Origin of the sequence: Chitinophaga polysaccharea, from assembly GCF_902150045.1 — a bacterium.
Lineage (GTDB): Bacteria > Bacteroidota > Bacteroidia > Chitinophagales > Chitinophagaceae > Chitinophaga > Chitinophaga polysaccharea_A.
On the sequence record NZ_CABFVU010000004.1, the window covers coordinates 308,062 to 326,307 of the forward strand.

The following is an 18,246-nucleotide window of genomic DNA, read 5'->3' on the forward strand; positions in this document are numbered from 1 at the left end:
CGGATTATTTATCCGGATATTTTATTTTCCACTGTTCCAGTAATTCTTCTGCTTTTCCCGGTTCCAGGCGCCTGATAATAAAATCAAGTTTTTCTTCTCTCCGGTCATCGCCTTCTTTTGATTGAGGAGAACCGCAATACCAAAGAAAGGATAATCCCACTACCTGCCAGATAAGCTGGAGAAATTCTGATTGCCAGTTTTCCATTGTTTCACGCATCATCTGTACAATGTATTCCTGTACCTGTGGAGCCTGGGAATGGGCCATTTGCTCGTTCACGTAGTCTTTCCAGCCGAAATACCAATGTAATACAACAGATGCAAGGAACAGGGCCAGTGTTATCCAGAAGTATGCTTTACGCTTCAGGTAAGATGGCTTGTTTTGATTCGTTTTCATACCCGTAGAAAATTGATGAATGATTATACTGGTATCATATCAAAATCAAGCCAATGCTTATACCCGCTATATCCTGGTTTTACGTGAAATTATTGAGGAAATTGTGAAACAGTTTGCCGGTGTAATGTGGTCACTTATTACCGGTGTATTTTGTTTTCCTGCCGGACTGCATTACCAGGTAAACAATAACTCCTATAACAACTACGATCAATGCAATTTTCTGATATACCTTCATTGAATATGCTGTGTGTTTTCTTTTGAAGTGCTTATTGCTGTTGCGTTTGCTGGTATTTGCTGGCATGATTTTGTAAGATGGATTAAGAAAGAAATGAAACAGATTTACTCATTCTTAAACCAGGTATTATGGAAAACATAGTGAACCAGCAACATGATGAAGGGGAAGTAGCAAAGGCCATAGAAAATCAAACGGCAAAACTGCCTTCCGACACTTTTTTATGGGCATCTGTAGGTGCTATGGGATTGTCGCTGGCGCTGCAATGTCTGGGCAAAAAACATGTCAGCCTGTTCATTGGTCAGTGGGCGGCGCCTTTCCTTCTTTTTGGGATTTACAATAAAATCGTTAAGGTAGAAGGTAACGATTAGTTACATGGTGAATGTAAGGTGAAAGCAGCAGGCGCCTGTTCAGGCTACCTGCTGTTTTTTTGCGCTTAAACAGATTGGTTGATGGGAAGTATACTGCTGGTCATCAGGTTGCAGCGCCAGGGTTGTTGTAAGAGGAACAGTACTAATGCGGCAATATCTTCAGGGAATAGCATTTCCTGCTTCTGTTGCATTTCCTCTTTTTTTTCCGCCGGCATTTCCAGCAGATCGGTACCCACAAGCCCCGGCTCAATCAGAGATACTTTAATATTCAGTGACTGCACTTCTTTTCGCAGGGCTTCGGAAAAAGCCTGGATACCTGCCTTGGTGGCCGTATATACCGAACTGTTAGCAGATCTTACGTCTGCACTGAGAGAGCCAATGAATACAATCTGCCCACCATTTTTTTCTTTCATGCGCTTTATCGCTTCATTTGAGCAGGCCAGGTAAGCCAGTAAGTTTGTGTTGAGAACATACTGCCAGTCTTCATAAGTACCTTCCTGTATACCCTTGAACGGAAGCGCCGCGTTATTGATTAGCACATCAAGTTTTTCAAAATGTTTATCTACCTGTCTGAAGGTTTCTTCAATACCTTTCTTCTCTGCAATATCTGCGGTGAATCCGTAAACCTTATCTTCCATACCGACATCTTTAAATGCCTTTAAGGTATCATCCAGTTCAGGCCGGTGCCTGCCAAACACCATTACACGGGCGCCGTATGCTCCGAGCAGCAGTGCGGTAGACCTTCCGATTCCCGTAGTGCCACCGGTGATCAGGATATTCTTCCCTGTTAGACTTTCAGGTTCATACCTGGCGATTGATGAAAAAGATTGCTGCATAAGAATATATTTTAGATGGTTTTATTTCCAGCTGATGACGATCTGCTGGTTTCCTTTAAGTTTAAATTCAAGGTGCCCGTTATCGTATACAGTGGCATTCAGGGCATCCCTTCCGTTTGTTACCGTGATGCGTGGCAATTCCTTACGCTTTTTAATGGGCATAATGCGCATATGACAGGCGCCTTTTTTATGTCCGAGTAACCGGAAGGTGGCTGTTTTTCCCCTGGTGCTGAAACCCGCTGTGGGGTAATCAATGTATACAAGAAGTGATTCACCCGGGATGGTGTAATAATGATGAGGGACCAATGTAAAAGGCAGCCCTGCCCCGTATACTTCCTGCCCTACGGTTCCTGACTCAGCCCATCCATCCTGGAGATCTTCTATGGGAAGCCACAACTCTTTTGCCACTTCCCCTGTTTTAGTGTTTTTTGCAATGCAATCATCGGGTAACATGGGAGGATAGTAATAGTTCGCCCGGTTGATATAGTAGCGTATAAACTCTGCCAGCAGCAGCCGGATAGAAGCTGGTATTGAAATATCCTCTGCCAGCAACAGGTAATCGCTGAAAGAAGCAAAACATTCCGTTTCCTCATAAACAGCGGTATATGGCGCATCCCGCAGCGGAAACATAGCGAAGAAAGTAGAATAGTTTACAGCAAACCCGTAATTGCAATTCCACAACCACACATGCTTAAACATATTGGCCAGGCAGAGGTAACTGATATTTAAGTACACTTCGTTTTTGGTAAGCGTGAACAGTTTCAATGCAGTGAATGCAGAGAAAGCAGTATTATTGGCCTGGTAAAAAAGCTCAAATCCTTCTCCCTGTAATGACAGGCAGGCTCTTTTAGCTTCTTCCAGGTATTCCTCTTTTTGAGTCACCTCCCATGCCAGCAGCATCGTTTTGGCATAAATACCCGGCACATCTTTTTCACCTCCTTTACCAGGTTCTGTTTCTGCTTTTATTACTTCCAGTGTTTCCATATTATAGAATACCGGCCACTTATAGTTAAAATGATGCGCTACCCTGATAGCAAAATCCAGCGAATGGGAAAGCTTGTCCATAATGCCTTTATGACCCTGCTTTACCAGGCGGATGAGGTTTAACAACGGATGATGGAGATACCAGCTATCCATAACCAGCGGATGCTTATGCTCTTCTGATTTATCAAGCCGGTGCGCAGCGGCAGGCAGCCATCGCACGAAGGTGTTTAGCTTGTTGTCATAGAAGTCCGGTATTATGTTTATGAGGTCATTTATGATCTTCATTTCCCGCTTATTCCATTTCTGGTATTCCGTTAGAGGAAGTAACACCGCCATTTGCACCATTAGCTCGGGAGGTGTTTTATAATCGCATACATAGGCATTCAAAAAGGCATGCCCGTTTACCTGGCACCAGCTGCCAGCGCTGTGCTCCAGGTCGTACCACGCCTTTTCAGCTATTTCCGGCCAGTGATGATATTGTGTGTTGGGTTTTGGGAGACGCAGATAGATCTCCGCCAGCAGGTCCATGAACTGTATGGACATTTCTGTTTCATTTGCAGGTATTTTAGCATCCATAACTATAAAGGCGTCGCTGATGGTGTAAGTTTTACCTGTCTTTAAAAATTGCTTATCCGATGATGGCAGCATAAAGCCGATATCCGGCCAGGTGCCGCCAACTGTATTGCTGAGGGAAGTCTTCGTTTGCCCGCAATAGTTACCCAGTGCAGAAAGATTTTGCAGGTACAGCACTGCGCCTGAGTGAGGCGCCTTTATACCAAAATAGATCATCCCGGTGCGGGGGCCGTTTTGGGAAGCATAAATATCACCTTCAGGAAACCCGCTGCTGCCGGCGGAATTCAACGGCATTATGTCACGCGGCCAGTAATGAAAAGCAAGTGCAGCTTTTGGTGTAACAGTAGTTCTGCAGCGAAAACAGGGATACCCGTTGTGATAAAGATCCAGGGTGACCTGGTATGTGGCTGCCAGCGTGTCCAACTGGAAAATGGCCTGGTTCCTTTTCTTTGTAGTACTTTTTATTTCAATTTTATCATGCGGGGCATATACCGCCCTGAAGGTAATACGTGCGCCTTCAGGCCATTCGGTCATTACCCATAATGCATCTCCCACGCAATACACATAACAGTTGCTGTTGCCAAGTTGCTGATAAAAAATTTCTTTTAATTCAGGATTATTGAATATACCATCAATTGCCGCCGCCTGAGGGGAAATGCCTTCCATATCTGTGAAATTAGGGTTAGAATATATTTATGCACCACAATGCAATTAATAAGAGCTGAATGCATGCATCCAGCAGATAAATTTTTGATATCACTTTTTTTACGACATATATGATGTCAATAGTTAACAATCCCAGGGCAGTACCAGCGCCAATAGTGAAAGTAAAGGCATCCACCGGCCGTCTATCCATCACTGCATTTAGTAGAGTTGCGCCGGTAACCGCTAATAGTATTCCTACAGTTTTAACCAGCCATACATCCGTTTTGTGGCCGGTGACTGTTTCAAAGCTGCCATAATGCATCAGCGGCCACACCCCGGTTACCAGGAAATAAATTCCCTGTGTCCACAGAACAGTTTCAGACATTAGCGTCATTTGCACATATTACCGTTAACAAGTTGTGTAATCCATAAAGATGAGTATTAAAATTTATACCAATGTTGAATACGAAACTAACGCCTGCCGTAAGCCTGGCTGTGATGTGGTGTTGTGGCGGATGAGCTGATGCGTATGAAAGACAGATGGCTGTAACCTCATGTACACAGGTGTTGTAAACGTGGATGAAAAGCCACGGGCTGATATTCGGGAGAGGTATTTTCAGGACAGGTTGTAATGTACGGCCTGCTTTATTTAATGCAGCCAGTGACGCTGGATATCTTCCATCGACTGTCCCTTTGTTTCCGGTACCAGTTTAAATACCGTTATAAAAGCGAACACACAGCATAAGGCGAAACACCCGAATGTTTGAGGTGTTCCTGCGAAAGCCAGCATAACGGGCGTGAGCTGTCCCATAATCGCATCGGCGGTCCACATCACCATAATGCTGAGCGACAATGCTTTTGCGCGGATGCTGTCGGGAAATATTTCTGCAGCGATCACAAATTTCAGCGGACCGATGGAAAACGCAAAGCAGGCCAGGAAAGCCAGCACACAAAGCAGGAGGTAGATGCCGTTAACTGCGCCGGTGTAAAAGCAAAGGCCTGTAAGCATCAGGCTGATAGCTGCTCCGGCTGTTCCCCATAAATACAGCGGGCGCCTGCCAACGCTGTCTACTTTCCAGATGGCTATGAAGGTAAAGAGCACATTGGCTGCACCGAAAAATAACTGGCTGATGAGGGAGTTATCCAGTGTAAGACCGGATTGGTGCAGGATAGTAGGCCCGTAATAAATAATGGCATTGATACCGCTGAACTGTGAAAAGAACGGGAGCAGGACCGCTATCAGCAAAGCGCGGCGGAAACGGGGCGCCAGCAGTTGCGTATAGCCGGCAGCGTTACCTGTTACGGTAGCGTACTGTTGCTTTGTCCAGCGGGGACTTTCAGGGATAAAAATAATACCCAGCAAAAAAAGCAGTGCAGGAAAAATACCTACCCCGAACATTTTACGCCAAACTTCCAGGTGGCTGATCAGCGGCCATCCGTTTTGGGAAGGCGTTGCGGCATACTTCAGCAGCAGTGCATTGCTGGCATAAGCGCAAAAGATGCCAATGGTAACGGCCAGCTGGTAATAGGTAACCAGTCTTCCCCGCAAATGATCCGGGGCAATTTCTGAGAGATAGAGCGGCACCACGCTGGAGGCTATGCCTACGGCCATACCGCCAAGAATGCGTGCTGCAATAAGCCAGGAAAATGAAGGTATAAAAGTGCAGCCCAATGCAGTAAGCACAAACAATGCAGCCGACAGGAACAATAGTTTTTTCCTGCCGAAGCGGTCGCTGAGGTCGCCGGCAAAAATAACCCCGGCAATACAGCCTGCAAGCGCAGATGATACAAACCATCCCAGCTGTGCCGGCGATAATAGAAACCGGTGTTCCACAAATGGGAGGATGCCGGACACCACCGCCATATCAAAACCAAAAAGGAAGCCGCCCAGGGAAGCTACCAGTGTAATGAAGCTGAGATGTTGACGCTGTTGCTGCATATCAGGTGGATGCTATTTGGTTAAAAACCGGGTGCGATGATTTTAAGAACGCTTTGATCAGTTTCACCGGGCCATCATTATTGCAGGTGACCCGGCAGCTTACTGCGGCTGCCGGTATTACAAAAGTTTCAGCGTAATGATAGGTAGTCGTATGCCCGTTAGCGGTAGTAACCGTTACGGAACTGCCTTCCACCAGCATCATCACCAGGCATAGGCCATTGGTAGTAATATCAACACTGCCACTGAATTCCAGCCTGTGTACATCATAAAAATGTTCGGCATGTGTAGGAAGGTGTACCAGCTGGTAGTTTTCCCCCTTATCTATTACGGCGGGCCTGGATATCAGTTGATCTTTCACTGCTTTACCCTGCCTGCTGAAGTCCAGGTTATGAAAGGCATGGTCGATGTTGATAGCCCTGGGTTTTCCATCCAGTCCGGGTCGCAGCCAGTCGTACATTTTAAACGTGAAAATGTACGGGGTGGCGCTGATTTCCAGTACCAGGTTGTTGGCGCCTGCACTGTGCACCGTACCATTGGGAATCAGGAAAAGGGTATGTTTATCTGCCGCATGCTTTTGTACAAAATCCGTTATTTCTACCGGAATACCAAGATCCCGGCTGTTTTCCAGTTTGGTTTTAAATGCCTCCGGATCAATTCCCTCCCGGAAACCCAGGTACACAGCGGCATCGTCTTTACAATCCATGATATAATAGGTTTCATCCTGTGTAAAGGTTTCTCCGAAATGCGCCCGGATGTAATCCATTGCAGGATGACACTGAATGGAAAGGTTGCCGCCATCAAATGTATCGAGGAAGTCGAACCGGATAGGGAATTCATATTGAAAGATGTCTGCATGGTCCCCAAGAATGGCGGTATGTTGTGTATACATCATCCATTCAAAGGGAATTTCCATCAGGTAACCATCACTCTCAAAAAGTACCCCGTTCTCCGGAACAATCATCTCAAAAGACCAGGCATAATTTATTTCTTCCGTGTTAATGCCATTGATATGTGTTTTCAGCCACTGCCCGCCCCAGGCGCCTGCTTCAAACCAGGGCCTTACCCGGAAAGTACTGCGGGCCAACCGGGAAATACCTTCCTGCAGATCATGGTTAAATGCCCACGCTATATGATCTGGCCACTGGGTATCTGCCATAATCCGGATGCGCTGCTGCAGGGTTTGTTTGTAATTATTCAACACTACCCAGTCTACGAAGTAAAATCGTTTGTACATTTCAGCGCTGCCACCGGCGGTGCTGCTGCCAAAGTTGGTAATAGTGCCTGCACGCATACGGTACTGCAGTTCGTTTTTGGGAAGATCCAGGTAGATAACCGGGGCGGTAGGATGTGCGAGTGCCGCCCCGCTTCCGTATATGATGTGCAGGTCATAAGGGCCTTCGGTCAGCAGTGTCGCGATCTTTTCTTCATCAAAAAAATCAGTGATGTGCAAAGAAGTTTTTGTGCCCCATACATCGCCTTCATTACCAATAAAAGGCGCCACCAGGTCTTGTATATACCGGCTGTCTTTTAAACAGCAATGCATATCGTACCACCTAACGTTAACGCCCATACGGGCAAGTTCCAGCTTCAGGGACGTGTATATCTTTTCCCAGAAAATACCTGCATAGCCATCTATTGCCACCACAGGATGCTGAACAATCCAGTTGGCCAGCGATGTATAGCCTGTCTGTATCTTGCCATTGCCGAGCGGATGAGCCGGGTACCTGTTGTAGGTATCCGGGGGAGGAGTTGCTGCATGTTCCGGCAGCAGGGGCTGTGCTGAATCTCGCCAGATCATAATCTTATTTTTTTGCTACGCGGATCATTATTATTCCTTTACCAGGAACAGGGAAACTATCCGGAAGTGTGCGCTTATTTGTTTCCAGTAAGTCGCTTTCTGAAATGTTTAAAGCGGTGGATTTATTTTTTGAAGATAGTATAGCCGTGGCCGTATGAGTGGCTGTATTTACCAGTTGCATGATAACACCGTTCCCGTCTGCCGCAGGGTAGAGATTTTCCACATATATATTATCACCGCTAATGTTGAAGAACAGGCTTTCTGACGGAGAACCGTTTGCTGCTGCAACTACCGGTGGCTGATGATTTTCCAGGCCTTTGCTGTTCGCCGTGGCGGCATCAAATGCGCCATGTACCTGCAGGTAGTAATGAAAAACCGTGATCCCTTCCTGGTCTCTGCGGAAATTGGTATGCCACAGGTTGTTCATTACCCAGGAAGAAATGAGCGGCTGCTGTTCCATAAAGGAAATCCAGCGGGGAGAGTTATGCAGCCCGCCGAGTAACCCGGCTGTGGGATACTGTCCTATTTCAAACAGGGGCGCATCGGGGCTCGACCAGGTAACGCCCATATTTTTTCCTGATACATCTACCCATCGCTGCTGCGTATACCAGTTCCTGTTAGTATGTGGCAGCTGGTCTGCTTCCGCGGTTATACTTCCCCAGGGTATATTGTATCGTACCTGTGCGCCGGGGATGCGGAAGGGGAATACAAAGTGTACGCTCTCCTTACTGCCAACAGCCGTTTTATCTATTGTATTCACCAGTGCCACCTGGTCGGTACCCGAAGCAAGCTCTATTTCACGGGTGATGGAGCGGGCGCCCGGCGCTGTGCTGGTAACAGACAGGCTTACCACAAGCGGTCCTTTCTCTTTGATATGGATGTTGGCGGGACCGCTGTATTGTATTTTTTCGGCAGAGTCGCCAGGCATATAAGTATATTGATTCAACCCGGCGGAATCAGCAAGGTTCCCGTTATAACCTTTTTTTATGAGTTGAATGATATTACCGGTATATGGATCTACCCGGATGGAGTAAATACCGTTATCCAGGCTGTTATCCTTAACGGTGGCCTTTTGTGCCGGTGTTCCGGCAGCGCCGGGATGAATGGTGAACCGCTGTTTGGAAAAAGGTGGCAGCGAAGTGGCGGGAAATGCAAGTTCGCCCGTGCTGAGCCTTTGCGAAGGCAGTATCCTGCCGTTTATATCTTTCACCTGGTTGCCGGCAGTGCTGAGCGCAGCAGGAACACGAACCAGGGCTGTCCGGGTACGTCCAAGCGTATTGTATACATCAACGGCCTGTGTTGCCGTATTGGTATATCCGTTACCGTTAGTGCTGCTGCGCAGCAATGTTTCAGAGCGGGTTTGGGCGTTCAGCGCAAAGGCCTGTTTGTACTGCCACTGAGCGATAGCTTTAGGATCCTGTGGGTTGGATACGCTGTTGAAAGCACCCCAGGTATGTTCGTTGAACATAATGAGGTCGGTCCAGGTATGTTGAAAGGAATCTGCCGGGTAGCCGGTTTTACCCCTGATGGCCCAGATGGCGCCTGCCTGCTGTAGCCGGTCGGATGCATTCCGGTTAATGGCGGTTTCTCTGGCACCGGAGGCGATGCCGTCTGTCCAGTATTCGGTATAGTCGCCTGCAAATACCGGGATCTTATCCTTCCAGCCTGCTTCAAAGTCCTGGAAGAATTGTTTAACGGAAGTGATAATGAGTTTGGGAGATGTATAACGTTCGTTCCATGCCTTTACTGCGTCCGGCAGTTCGGGGTCTATGGGGGCATTATCGCTCATGGCCCAGGTGAGGAGGGTCATGTTGTAGGGAAAGTGCTGATGTTCCAGCTGGGACAGATAATCGAAAAGATATGGGTTGAGAAAGTTTTCACTTGGCTTACCGGTGTAGTAAGGCTTTGGATCTTCTACCGTAAAGAAGTTGGGTATTTTGCTTCCTTTCAGCGTATAGCCGATAGAGTAGGGAGATGATTGCCAGAAGAGCACTTGTTGTTTTCCCGAAGCGTCCTGCCAGTAGAAGGGCTTATCGCGCCATTGCCCCGAGCTGCCGATGCGGTCGTTGGCATTGGGAGCGCTGAGGAAATACCGGGTACCGGTAATGGCTGCCTGGCTGATCAATCCCCAGGAGGCGCCGGGTACGTCTCCCTGGAACATGGTGTTGATAGGAATGCCATAATCTTTTGCAAGACGGGCGCCGGTAGCAAACAGTTGCAGCAGCTGTGCGGGTGAGGTAGCGCTGGTATTGGTGTTAGCATAAGCGCCGTCAAGGTTGATCCATCCTTTTGTAACGGCTTCGCGGAAACGCTGTTTCTTTTCATCGCTGGCAGCGGCCAGGTATTTATCTACCACCCAGAGGGCTTCCGTATTCCATTTAAAGCGGGCTTCTGCCGGGTAGTTGGCCGTACGGGCGGCTATCTTAATGGCTTCATCAATATTGTTCATGTGAATGGTCAGCACTTTTGCCTGTACGTTGGTATATCCTACGTCTACATGGGAATGAGGCATGATATACACATTCCATTGCCGGGTGGGCGACACAATACAGCGGGCAGTGTAGGTTTGCCCGCTGCTGCTGACGCGTACAAACAGCTGGGCGTCTTTGTCTACCGGCGCGCCCGGCAGGGGCAGTTCCACTTCTCCGAGGCCGTCCTGGCTGGCTGCCAGCGTCAGGCTGTCTTCCTGTCCGTTAAAATGCATATATACCACTGCCGGCTGGTAGCTTTTGCCGCCATGAAAGCGCATCCTTACCATGCGGGCGGGTGTGCCGTGATGGTTCAGGTAAGCTACGGTAGGCTGTAGCTCAATGCTGGTAAAGGGTATGGGCTGTTGTTGTAGTGGGGATAATGAAGGAAGAGAATCTCTCTTGTCCATGGATAAAGCTCCGGTTACGCAGTTGGATGAATGACGGGACATCCCATTAGGGGTATAGAGAGGTTTCTCGCTTCCGGTGTTTGCGGCATTTAACGAACGGAGCATTATCCCATTGCATGTAACGGAAAGCTCCGCCCCCAGGGCGTTTACACTGGTTGTTAGCCCCCAACACAAAATGAGTTCAGCTATTATATGCTTCATATGTACAAACATACGTACATAATTTAGTATTCCGATATACCGTCAAGCAAGAACGTGGTGTTTTTAAAAAATCCGGCGGGCATCTCACTTAAGTGTTCAGAAGTATCAGGGGAAGAATGAGACATCTTGTAAAAAAATCCGGCATCGCACATTGATATTCAAAAGGAAGAACAAAATGACAGGCATCTCACAAAAAGAGCCCCGAACAACATAACACAGCGCCCCAAATAAAAAGGGCTGCCTCAGAAAGAGACAGCCCTATCTTTCAAATAAAAAATCTCCACTAGAATCCCGGATTATTGGGCAATAAATTCGGGTTCACATCACTTTCCTGTTTAGGCACAGGGAACAGTAATTGTTTAGCTGCGAAAGTAGCGCCAAATACGGTTTTATGTCCAACAAAATCATCCCAGTTACCGGTCACGTCGTTATGTACCTTCCGGGTCCGGACCATATCAAACCACATTTTGTTTTCAAAGCACAGTTCATAATACCGTTGCAGCCACACTTCATGTTCAAAAGCGGTTTGTGACATGGTGCCTATCGGGGCCAGTTTAGCACGGGTACGGATGGCGTTTACATAACTGATGGCCTGCGCATTCGGTGCGCCTTCTGCACGGTTAGACGCTTCTGCGTACATCAGGTATACATCTGCCAAACGGTACAGCGTATAATTGAGATCAGATTTTGCAGTGCTTACAACAGCGAGGGAATCAAACCATTTATAAATATACCGGCCTTTAAAGGTAACAGTATCGGTGCTGGGATCTTTCTTCTTGTATTTAGTGTAGAAGAATTGTCTTTCCTGCACCCTTTTATCACCTGCAGGGAACGATGCAATAAACTGCGGGGTAGGATATACGGATCCATACTCATCAGCATACTTTGAGATACCTGCATAGTTCGGAATGGTAAGCGGTGTAAGCGGGTTAAGGCTTGGTACTGCAGCTGCGTACTGTACCTGGAAAATGAACTCCCCGAGGTTTTTGTTGTTAGGGTTGATCATATTGGTATATTCCGGGAACAGGGTGTAACCGCCATTCGCGATAACGGATTTGGAGGCGGTGGCTGACAATGCATAGTACTGGTTACCGCCATTAATTGCAGCGCCGGCATAAGTGAGGTATACATCAGCAAGCAGCGTCTGCACCAGTCCCATAGATACCTTACCGGTTCTGTCGGCCCAGGGCAGTGTTGATTTTGCCGCGGTTTGCAGGTCGGGGATAATGACCTCATCATAAATTGCCTTTGCCGCTGTGCGGGGCAGGTTCAGATTAAGATCTTTAGGCACTTCCGTTACTTTGGGAACTGCACCGTATAACCGTACCAGGTGAAAATAATAGAGCGCACGCAGCGTATGTGCTTCTGCCAGCATATTTGTTTTATCTGCATCCGGTACAGATGCCTGCGGCAATTTCTCGATGGCCAGGTTACAGGCGCCTATTCCCAGGTATAAACGTTGCCACCAGGTATCCACATAAAAGGAAGTGGCATTATAGCTGAGGTTCTGGAAGGTGGCAAACCCGGTTTGACCGAGATCGCTGTTGGCCTTTCCTGTCATGAATTCCATCAGGTTGTATACGTTACCCCCATAGGATGATGGCTGTCCCTGTAAAAAGCCCTGCAGGTACTGGTAAGAACCATTTGCCAGCGCACGCGCCACTTTGGGATCGGACAGGTCAGCATCCGGCGGAAGAAAATTCGTTGGTTTTTGTTCCAGGAATTTTTTGCAGGAACAGGTGAACAACACCAGCAACGCGAGTATGATATGTTTAGTCGTTTTCATTTTCATTTTTTTTAATCACTAAAAAGGTTATCACATCAACGGGTATACGATTTCATCAGAAATCAAGATTCACACCCAGGTTCCACACGCGGGGGCGGGGATATGGGAAGAAGTCGATGTTCTGGGAGAAACCGGTGTTGGAGCCATAACCAAAATTAAACGTGTCTACTTCAGGGTCATAGCCGGTGTATTTGGTAATGAGGAAAAGATTTTGTACGCTGCCATAAATGCGGAACTTGCGGATATGGCTTCTCTGCATCCAGGACTCAGGGAAAGTGTAACCGAGTGTGAAATTCTGTCCCCTGATATAGGAACCATCTTCTACCCACCAGGTATCAAAATGGGAGTCCTGTGTAAATTTATAACTACGTACCTGCGCAATGTGAGTGTTCTGGTTTTCAGGCGTCCAGGCATTCAGCACAGTGGCAAGACTATTAGCCAGCGTTTGGCGGTCTTCCACAGAGTGTTTAAATGCAGCGGCTGTATTCACGCCCTGTACAAAACGGATATCAAATGAAAAATCCCATCCTTTGTATTTGATGGTGCTGCTGAAAGTACCTGTCCATTTGGGGTAAGCACGGCCTATGATATCATATACGGCGTTGCCGTTGGCATCATATTCATATTTCCTGTCGCCGGGCAGGAGGGAATGCTTGGCTGCTTCCGCCGCTTCATCTGTGCCGTAAGTGCCCAGTCTTTTCATACCATAGAAAGAGCCGATAGGCTGGCCTACGCGCAGGATATTGGTTTGGCCCAGGAAGTTGGGACCAGGGAAGATATCTGCATTACCGTCGTTAAGGGTGAGGATCTCATTTTTATTGGTAGCAAAAATGAAGGTGGTAGACCAGGTAAAGTTTGGTTTCTGGATGTTTATAGTATTCAGGTTTACTTCCAGACCGGTGTTCCTCACTTCACCTACATTTTTGTATACGTTGGAAGTATACATCCCGGCCGACCACGGAATAGGGGTGGCCAACAGGAGGTCGGATGTTTTACGGTTATAATAATCCACGTTCAGGTTGATGCGGTTATCCACCATTACCAGTTCCACGCCGGCGTCTATCTGGTTGGAGCGCTCCCATTTGAGATCAGGGTTGCCTACGTACCCGGGTACCAGCGTAGGCTGGTTAGCGCCGCCTATAACGGTTTGATCAGGACGGTATTGCGGGGAATACTGGAACTGGCCGATTTCCTGGTTACCGGAAGTACCATAGCTGGCGCGGATCTTCAGGCTATTGATGGTTTTGCTGTTCTTCAGGAAATCTTCCTCTGAAACACGCCATGCGGCAGCAACGGAAGGGAAGAAGGCGAACTGGTTGTCTTTACTGAATTTAGAGGAACCATCATACCTGGCAGTGGCGGTAAAGAGGTACTTATTCTTCAGGTTATAATTAACACGGCCATAGTAAGAGTTCATAGACCAGGGCTGGGTTTCTGAAGTGATGTTGTTACGTACCGATCCTGCCGCCAGGGAGTTCCACTGGAAGTAGTCCGACAGGAAGTTCTGTGTTTCCGCCAGTGCATTTTCATTGGTGAATTGCAGGAAGGAAATACCTACCACCGCATTTAAGCTGTTATTATTATTGAATTGTTTGTTGTAGGTAAGATAGTTTTCCGATTGCCAGTATTTATTGTAGTTCGTAGTGATCCTGGCTATACCTCCCTGGTCCTGCGACAGGTGAGGAAGATTACCTGCCGAATAGAAATTGGCTTTATTGCTGATCTGATCATAACCAAAATCTGTTTTGAAATTAAGGTCTTTGTTGATCTGGAACTGCATGTAAAAATTGCCGAGGGTATGCACCTGGTTGTAGAGGGTATACCTGTTCTGCGCAATCTGTACGGGGTTCGGGCCGCCTTCCAGGCCAGGTATATCATAGTTGCCGGCCCATTTGCCATCGGGATATCTGACCGGAACGATAGGTACTTCTTCCGTTACCATCCTGGGCACGTTTAAGGAACCGTTACCATCAGATACTACTCTTTGTGTGCTGGACACAATGTTAAGGCTACCGCCAATTTTCAGCCAGTCTTTTACCTGGTCGTCGAATGTAGCCCTGGCGGAATATCTTCTGAACCAGGATTCTATCATTAAACCATTCTGGTCCAGGTAACCGAGAGAGGCGCTGTATAGCAGTTTATCTGTACCGCCCTGGAAGTTCAGCTGGTGGCTGGTAGACACAGCTGGTTTGTAGGTCTCCTTTTCCCAGTTGGTGTTATACAATGGCTTATCGTTTTCATCAAACAGCAAAGGGAAATGCTCATGATCCAGTATGGCTGTTGGCGTCCAGGTGCCGTGATCCGGGTCGAACTTGGTGGCATTGGCAAAAGCTTCATTGTATACTTTCACAAATTGCTCCGAGTTCAATGTGGGAAGATGGCTGGCCAGGGTGCTTACGTTTACATCTCCCTGGTAGCTTACCTGGGTAGGGCCTGCCTTTCCACGTTTGGTGGTGATCATAATTACACCATTGGCGCCGCGCGCACCGTAAATAGCGGTGGAGGAGGCGTCTTTCAGTACTTCAATAGAGGCGATGTCGTTAGGGTTGAGCGCATTGGCATCTACGCCCGCCACACCATCTACTACATACAACGGATCCACAAATGAGTTGATGGAACCGATACCGCGCACGCGTACTTTAGCCGGTTGGCCGGGCGCGCTGCTGTTGATGTTTACGTCTACCCCGGCCACTTTACCCTGTAAGGCCTGGGAGATGTTGGGAACGGGTTTGTCCATCACCTGTTCACCTTTGAGAGAAGCTACCGCGCCGGTAAGGTCAGATTTTTTCACTGATCCGTAACCAATTACCACGAGGTCGCTCAGGGTGTTTACCTGTACTTCCAGTGATACGTTGATAGTGGTTTGATTGCCTACAACCACCTCTTTGGTACCAAATCCCGTGAAAGAAAATACCAGTACAGAGTTTTGGTTGGGCACCGTTAAGGAGTAAACGCCATCTACATTGGCGATGGTACCGCTGGAAGTACCTTTAATGGCCACCGTGGTGTTGGGAATTGCAGTTCCGTCAGCGGCGCTGGTGACCTTGCCGCTTATTTTAATCTGGGCCGTTGCATGCATGGAGAGTAACAGGCATGCAAGCACATAAAATAGTTTTGCTTTCATAACAAGTCTTTAGTGATGAGGTAATAATAGCCGGTAAATGTTTCAGTTGATAGTGATCAAGGGGATGCTGCGTGGAAGCCCCTTTGATAAAACAAGCGAAATTTGGTTTTTAAGATGATGGTAATGATATGTTTTTTAATAAGATCAGGTTGATGAATTAATAATAAATAAGCAGCCTTAATTGTTTACTTCCTGCTGACGAATTGCCCATTTTTTCAGAAGTGCGATGGCGTCCAGTAAAACGCCTGCTTCCCCGCGAAAATCTCCCGATCCTTTTGGCGTGCCTGTCTGAACATCATACCATTCGAAGAAGCCGTTATGAGCAATGACACGGTCGGTCATGGGTTTAAGCTCTGCTACGGCTTCCTGTATAAATCCGTTTAAAATTAAGGCCTGGATCATCCGTCCGCCAAACCAGGTCCAGTCGCCCCCGTTCTGATATACATAAGGATGCATATTCGGGAACTCCTTTGCCGGGTAGGGAGGATATACCGTGATACCTATGGTAGCGAATTTTTCTTTGGAGGCGGCCTGCATCATTTGCCTGTTGATGGCCGCTATTTCTTTGGATGTATGGAATCCTGCCAGTATTGCACAGGCAGTGCCTCCTGTGTAAAGGATTTCCTTTTCGTTGAATGAGAGGGAGAACGGGCTTCCGTTCAAATAAAGATGTGGTATATATTTCTGCGCCCGGTTGTCCCATAAGTATTTGCGCACATTGTTCCGTATACCCGCTGCTACTTTGCTCCAGTTTTGCTGTGCCTTGTAATCCGGAGGCTTCATTGCCATGAAATCCTGTATAGCCATCACAAACATGGCGTTGTCATAAATATCGACCGCCCATTTTGTTTGCTCATTGATGGCTACGCCCCAGCCGGTTTCCGGCTGCACATCGCCCCAGTCGATAGTAGTGGCGCCTTTGATGAGCCCGTATTTTTCCGACCAGCGCTCTTTCAGCAGATAGGCCATAGAGGCTTCCATCCGTTGCAAAATCGTTTTATCATTTACAGCCAAAAAAAGAAAGTCCTGGTCGCCGGTAACAGCAACATATTTTCTAACCGCCTGGATCAGGGATGATTCCTGGTCGGTTTCCACGGTATTCTTATGGGCAGCCCATTGCGGGGCAAGGCCGGAATACCTGTACTTGTAGCCCGCATTGGCTTTCTCCTTTGGAATAACGCCATCGGGGATATTTCCATCTTCTCCCTGCATACGGAAGAAAAGCAGCAGCATTTCCTTTACCTGGTCATGTGGTAATACCTGTAAGGAGCCATTAATAAAAGTGTTGAAGTCCCTGATCCATACTTCCCCATAGGAAGTACCGGCAGAGAAACCGGTGAGTAGCCGTAGCGCCCGGGCCTGTACCGTATCCAGCCTGCTGTCTGCCATTACAGTTGCCGCCAGGGTGCTGGCGCCCGCCTGTGCCGCCAGGTTTCCCGGAAGGAAAACAGGAGCAGTGATACCGGCAATAAAGGGAATTATAGAAAAGTATTTTTTCATAATGTGGCCCCGGATATTATGTACAAACATATAAACATAATTTAATAAACGCAAGAAAAGTTTTTAACACCGCCTAAATAGTTGGAGGGATAGTTAACATATTGATTATTTGATGTTTATGTGAGGGTAGCTGGTATGGTTGGGATACTTTGTTTTGATACTGTTTTTCCGGCCAGGGCATACATACTCCCAAAATAAGGGGGGCTAAAATTGTTTTTCTTGTTTATTTCCAGTTGCTTTGCAGGCATGAATTTGAGTATAGATCATAAAAATCCTTTACCACTTCATATACAGGCGGAAAACCTGTTGCGGAACATGATAAAAGATCCACAGTACAGTGGTGGAAAATTTTTACCTAACGAAGTACAGCTGGCAAAGCAACTGGCCATTTCCCGATCTACTTTACGTCATGCGCTGAATAAACTTGTTTACGAAGGACTGCTGACCAGGAAGAAAGGAGTGGGCACCAAAGTGGCCGAAGCTGCTATCAGCTCCAAATCAAAGAACTGGCTGAGCTTCACACAGGAGATGACTGCACGCGGTATCATCATCAAAAATTTTGAATTGCATGTCACCTGGGTATTGCCCGATGAAACCATTGCCAATTTCTTCGAGATCAGCCCGAATAAAAAAGTGCTTAAGCTGGAACGCCTGAGAGGAAAGGCGGAAGGGCCCTTTGTATATTTCATTTCGTATTTTCATCCCCGGGTGGGCTTAACCGGTGAGGAAGATTTCAAACGCCCTTTATACGATATCCTGGAAAAGGATTACATGACAGTGGCTACATTGTCCAAAGAAGAAATCAGCGCAAAATCAGCCGACAAATTTATTGCCGCCAAACTGGAGCTTGAAACCGGGCATCCCATCCTGCTGAGGAAGCGGTTTGTATACGACCAGGGCGAACGGCCTATAGAGTATAATCTCGGGTATTACCGAGCCGACAGCTTCGTGTATACCGTGGAAAGCAGGAGAGAATAGTTTTACA

Annotated in this window: 13 protein-coding genes; 2 read left to right on the top strand and 11 right to left on the bottom strand. The window is 47.4% G+C overall.

The annotated features are described in order from the left end of the window. Nucleotides 1-4 precede the first annotated feature (4 nt). Together FN124_RS25975 and FN124_RS30995 are read right to left on the bottom strand one after the other, a co-directional pair. Nucleotides 5-394, bottom strand: a complete 390-nt coding sequence (locus tag FN124_RS25975; protein WP_142687709.1) for a DUF6766 family protein — start codon at nt 392-394, stop codon at nt 5-7. 130 nt (nt 395-524) lie between these two features. Beyond that, complete coding sequence (locus FN124_RS30995) at nt 525-695, bottom strand: hypothetical protein (protein WP_185937382.1); 171 nt, start codon at nt 693-695, stop codon at nt 525-527. A 62-nt stretch (nt 696-757) separates the two neighbouring features. Between FN124_RS30995 and FN124_RS25980 the strand changes: the two genes are divergently transcribed. Next, complete coding sequence (locus FN124_RS25980) at nt 758-997, top strand: hypothetical protein (protein WP_142687710.1); 240 nt, start codon at nt 758-760, stop codon at nt 995-997. A 65-nt stretch (nt 998-1,062) separates the two neighbouring features. Here the strand turns inward: FN124_RS25980 and FN124_RS25985 are convergent, their stop codons facing one another. The 9 genes from FN124_RS25985 to FN124_RS26025 all read right to left on the bottom strand — a co-directional run bounded on the left by FN124_RS25985 (nt 1,063) and on the right by FN124_RS26025 (nt 17,261). Continuing rightward, the gene (locus tag FN124_RS25985) at nt 1,063-1,833 is read right to left on the bottom strand and encodes an SDR family oxidoreductase (protein WP_142687711.1); all 771 of its coding nucleotides are present in this window, start codon (nt 1,831-1,833) and stop codon (nt 1,063-1,065) included. A 21-nt stretch (nt 1,834-1,854) separates the two neighbouring features. Continuing rightward, nucleotides 1,855-4,056 carry a hypothetical protein gene (locus FN124_RS25990; RefSeq protein ID WP_142687712.1) on the bottom strand — a complete coding sequence of 734 codons (2,202 nt, stop codon included), beginning with the start codon at nt 4,054-4,056 and terminating at the stop codon, nt 1,855-1,857. Nucleotides 4,057-4,072: 16 nt separating this feature from the next. After that, nucleotides 4,073-4,420: a hypothetical protein gene (locus tag FN124_RS25995; RefSeq protein WP_142687713.1), complete on the bottom strand. Its 348-nt coding sequence runs from the start codon at nt 4,418-4,420 to the stop codon at nt 4,073-4,075. Nucleotides 4,421-4,684: 264 nt separating this feature from the next. Then, nucleotides 4,685-5,974, bottom strand: coding sequence for an MFS transporter (locus FN124_RS26000; protein WP_142687714.1), 1,290 nt, complete (start codon nt 5,972-5,974; stop codon nt 4,685-4,687). Between the two features lies 1 nt (nt 5,975). Further along, on the bottom strand, nt 5,976-7,772 hold the full coding sequence (locus FN124_RS26005; protein WP_142687715.1) for a class I mannose-6-phosphate isomerase: 1,797 nt from the start codon (nt 7,770-7,772) through the stop codon (nt 5,976-5,978). Nucleotides 7,773-7,776: 4 nt separating this feature from the next. Beyond that, nucleotides 7,777-10,650, bottom strand: coding sequence for a glycoside hydrolase family 38 N-terminal domain-containing protein (locus FN124_RS26010; RefSeq protein ID WP_260607586.1), 2,874 nt, complete (start codon nt 10,648-10,650; stop codon nt 7,777-7,779). Between the two features lie 484 nt (nt 10,651-11,134). Beyond that, nucleotides 11,135-12,637: a RagB/SusD family nutrient uptake outer membrane protein gene (locus FN124_RS26015; protein ID WP_142687717.1), complete on the bottom strand. Its 1,503-nt coding sequence runs from the start codon at nt 12,635-12,637 to the stop codon at nt 11,135-11,137. Nucleotides 12,638-12,692: 55 nt separating this feature from the next. After that, nucleotides 12,693-15,761, bottom strand: a complete 3,069-nt coding sequence (locus tag FN124_RS26020) for a SusC/RagA family TonB-linked outer membrane protein (RefSeq protein WP_142687718.1) — start codon at nt 15,759-15,761, stop codon at nt 12,693-12,695. 177 nt (nt 15,762-15,938) lie between these two features. Continuing rightward, nucleotides 15,939-17,261 carry a GH36-type glycosyl hydrolase domain-containing protein gene (locus FN124_RS26025; RefSeq protein WP_142687719.1) on the bottom strand — a complete coding sequence of 441 codons (1,323 nt, stop codon included), beginning with the start codon at nt 17,259-17,261 and terminating at the stop codon, nt 15,939-15,941. A 246-nt stretch (nt 17,262-17,507) separates the two neighbouring features. On the opposite strand from FN124_RS26025, the gene FN124_RS26030 reads away from it, so the two are divergent. Further along, on the top strand, nt 17,508-18,239 hold the full coding sequence (locus FN124_RS26030; RefSeq protein ID WP_142687720.1) for a GntR family transcriptional regulator: 732 nt from the start codon (nt 17,508-17,510) through the stop codon (nt 18,237-18,239). Nucleotides 18,240-18,246: the final 7 nt, after the last annotated feature.

Excerpts from the sequence above, each read along its gene's own strand:
- FN124_RS25975 (WP_142687709.1), bottom strand. The coding sequence starts at position 394 with ATGAAAACGAATCAAAACAAGCCATCTTACCTGAAGCGTAAAGCATAC.
- FN124_RS30995 (WP_185937382.1), bottom strand. The coding sequence starts at position 695 with ATGCCAGCAAATACCAGCAAACGCAACAGCAATAAGCACTTCAAAAGA.
- FN124_RS25980 (WP_142687710.1), top strand. The coding sequence starts at position 758 with ATGGAAAACATAGTGAACCAGCAACATGATGAAGGGGAAGTAGCAAAG.
- FN124_RS25985 (WP_142687711.1), bottom strand. The coding sequence starts at position 1,833 with ATGCAGCAATCTTTTTCATCAATCGCCAGGTATGAACCTGAAAGTCTA.
- FN124_RS25990 (WP_142687712.1), bottom strand. The coding sequence starts at position 4,056 with ATGGAAGGCATTTCCCCTCAGGCGGCGGCAATTGATGGTATATTCAAT.
- FN124_RS25995 (WP_142687713.1), bottom strand. The coding sequence starts at position 4,420 with ATGTCTGAAACTGTTCTGTGGACACAGGGAATTTATTTCCTGGTAACC.
- FN124_RS26000 (WP_142687714.1), bottom strand. The coding sequence starts at position 5,974 with ATGCAGCAACAGCGTCAACATCTCAGCTTCATTACACTGGTAGCTTCC.
- FN124_RS26005 (WP_142687715.1), bottom strand. The coding sequence starts at position 7,772 with ATGATCTGGCGAGATTCAGCACAGCCCCTGCTGCCGGAACATGCAGCA.
- FN124_RS26010 (WP_260607586.1), bottom strand. The coding sequence starts at position 10,650 with ATGGACAAGAGAGATTCTCTTCCTTCATTATCCCCACTACAACAACAG.
- FN124_RS26015 (WP_142687717.1), bottom strand. The coding sequence starts at position 12,637 with ATGAAAACGACTAAACATATCATACTCGCGTTGCTGGTGTTGTTCACC.
- FN124_RS26020 (WP_142687718.1), bottom strand. The coding sequence starts at position 15,761 with ATGAAAGCAAAACTATTTTATGTGCTTGCATGCCTGTTACTCTCCATG.
- FN124_RS26025 (WP_142687719.1), bottom strand. The coding sequence starts at position 17,261 with ATGAAAAAATACTTTTCTATAATTCCCTTTATTGCCGGTATCACTGCT.
- FN124_RS26030 (WP_142687720.1), top strand. The coding sequence starts at position 17,508 with ATGAATTTGAGTATAGATCATAAAAATCCTTTACCACTTCATATACAG.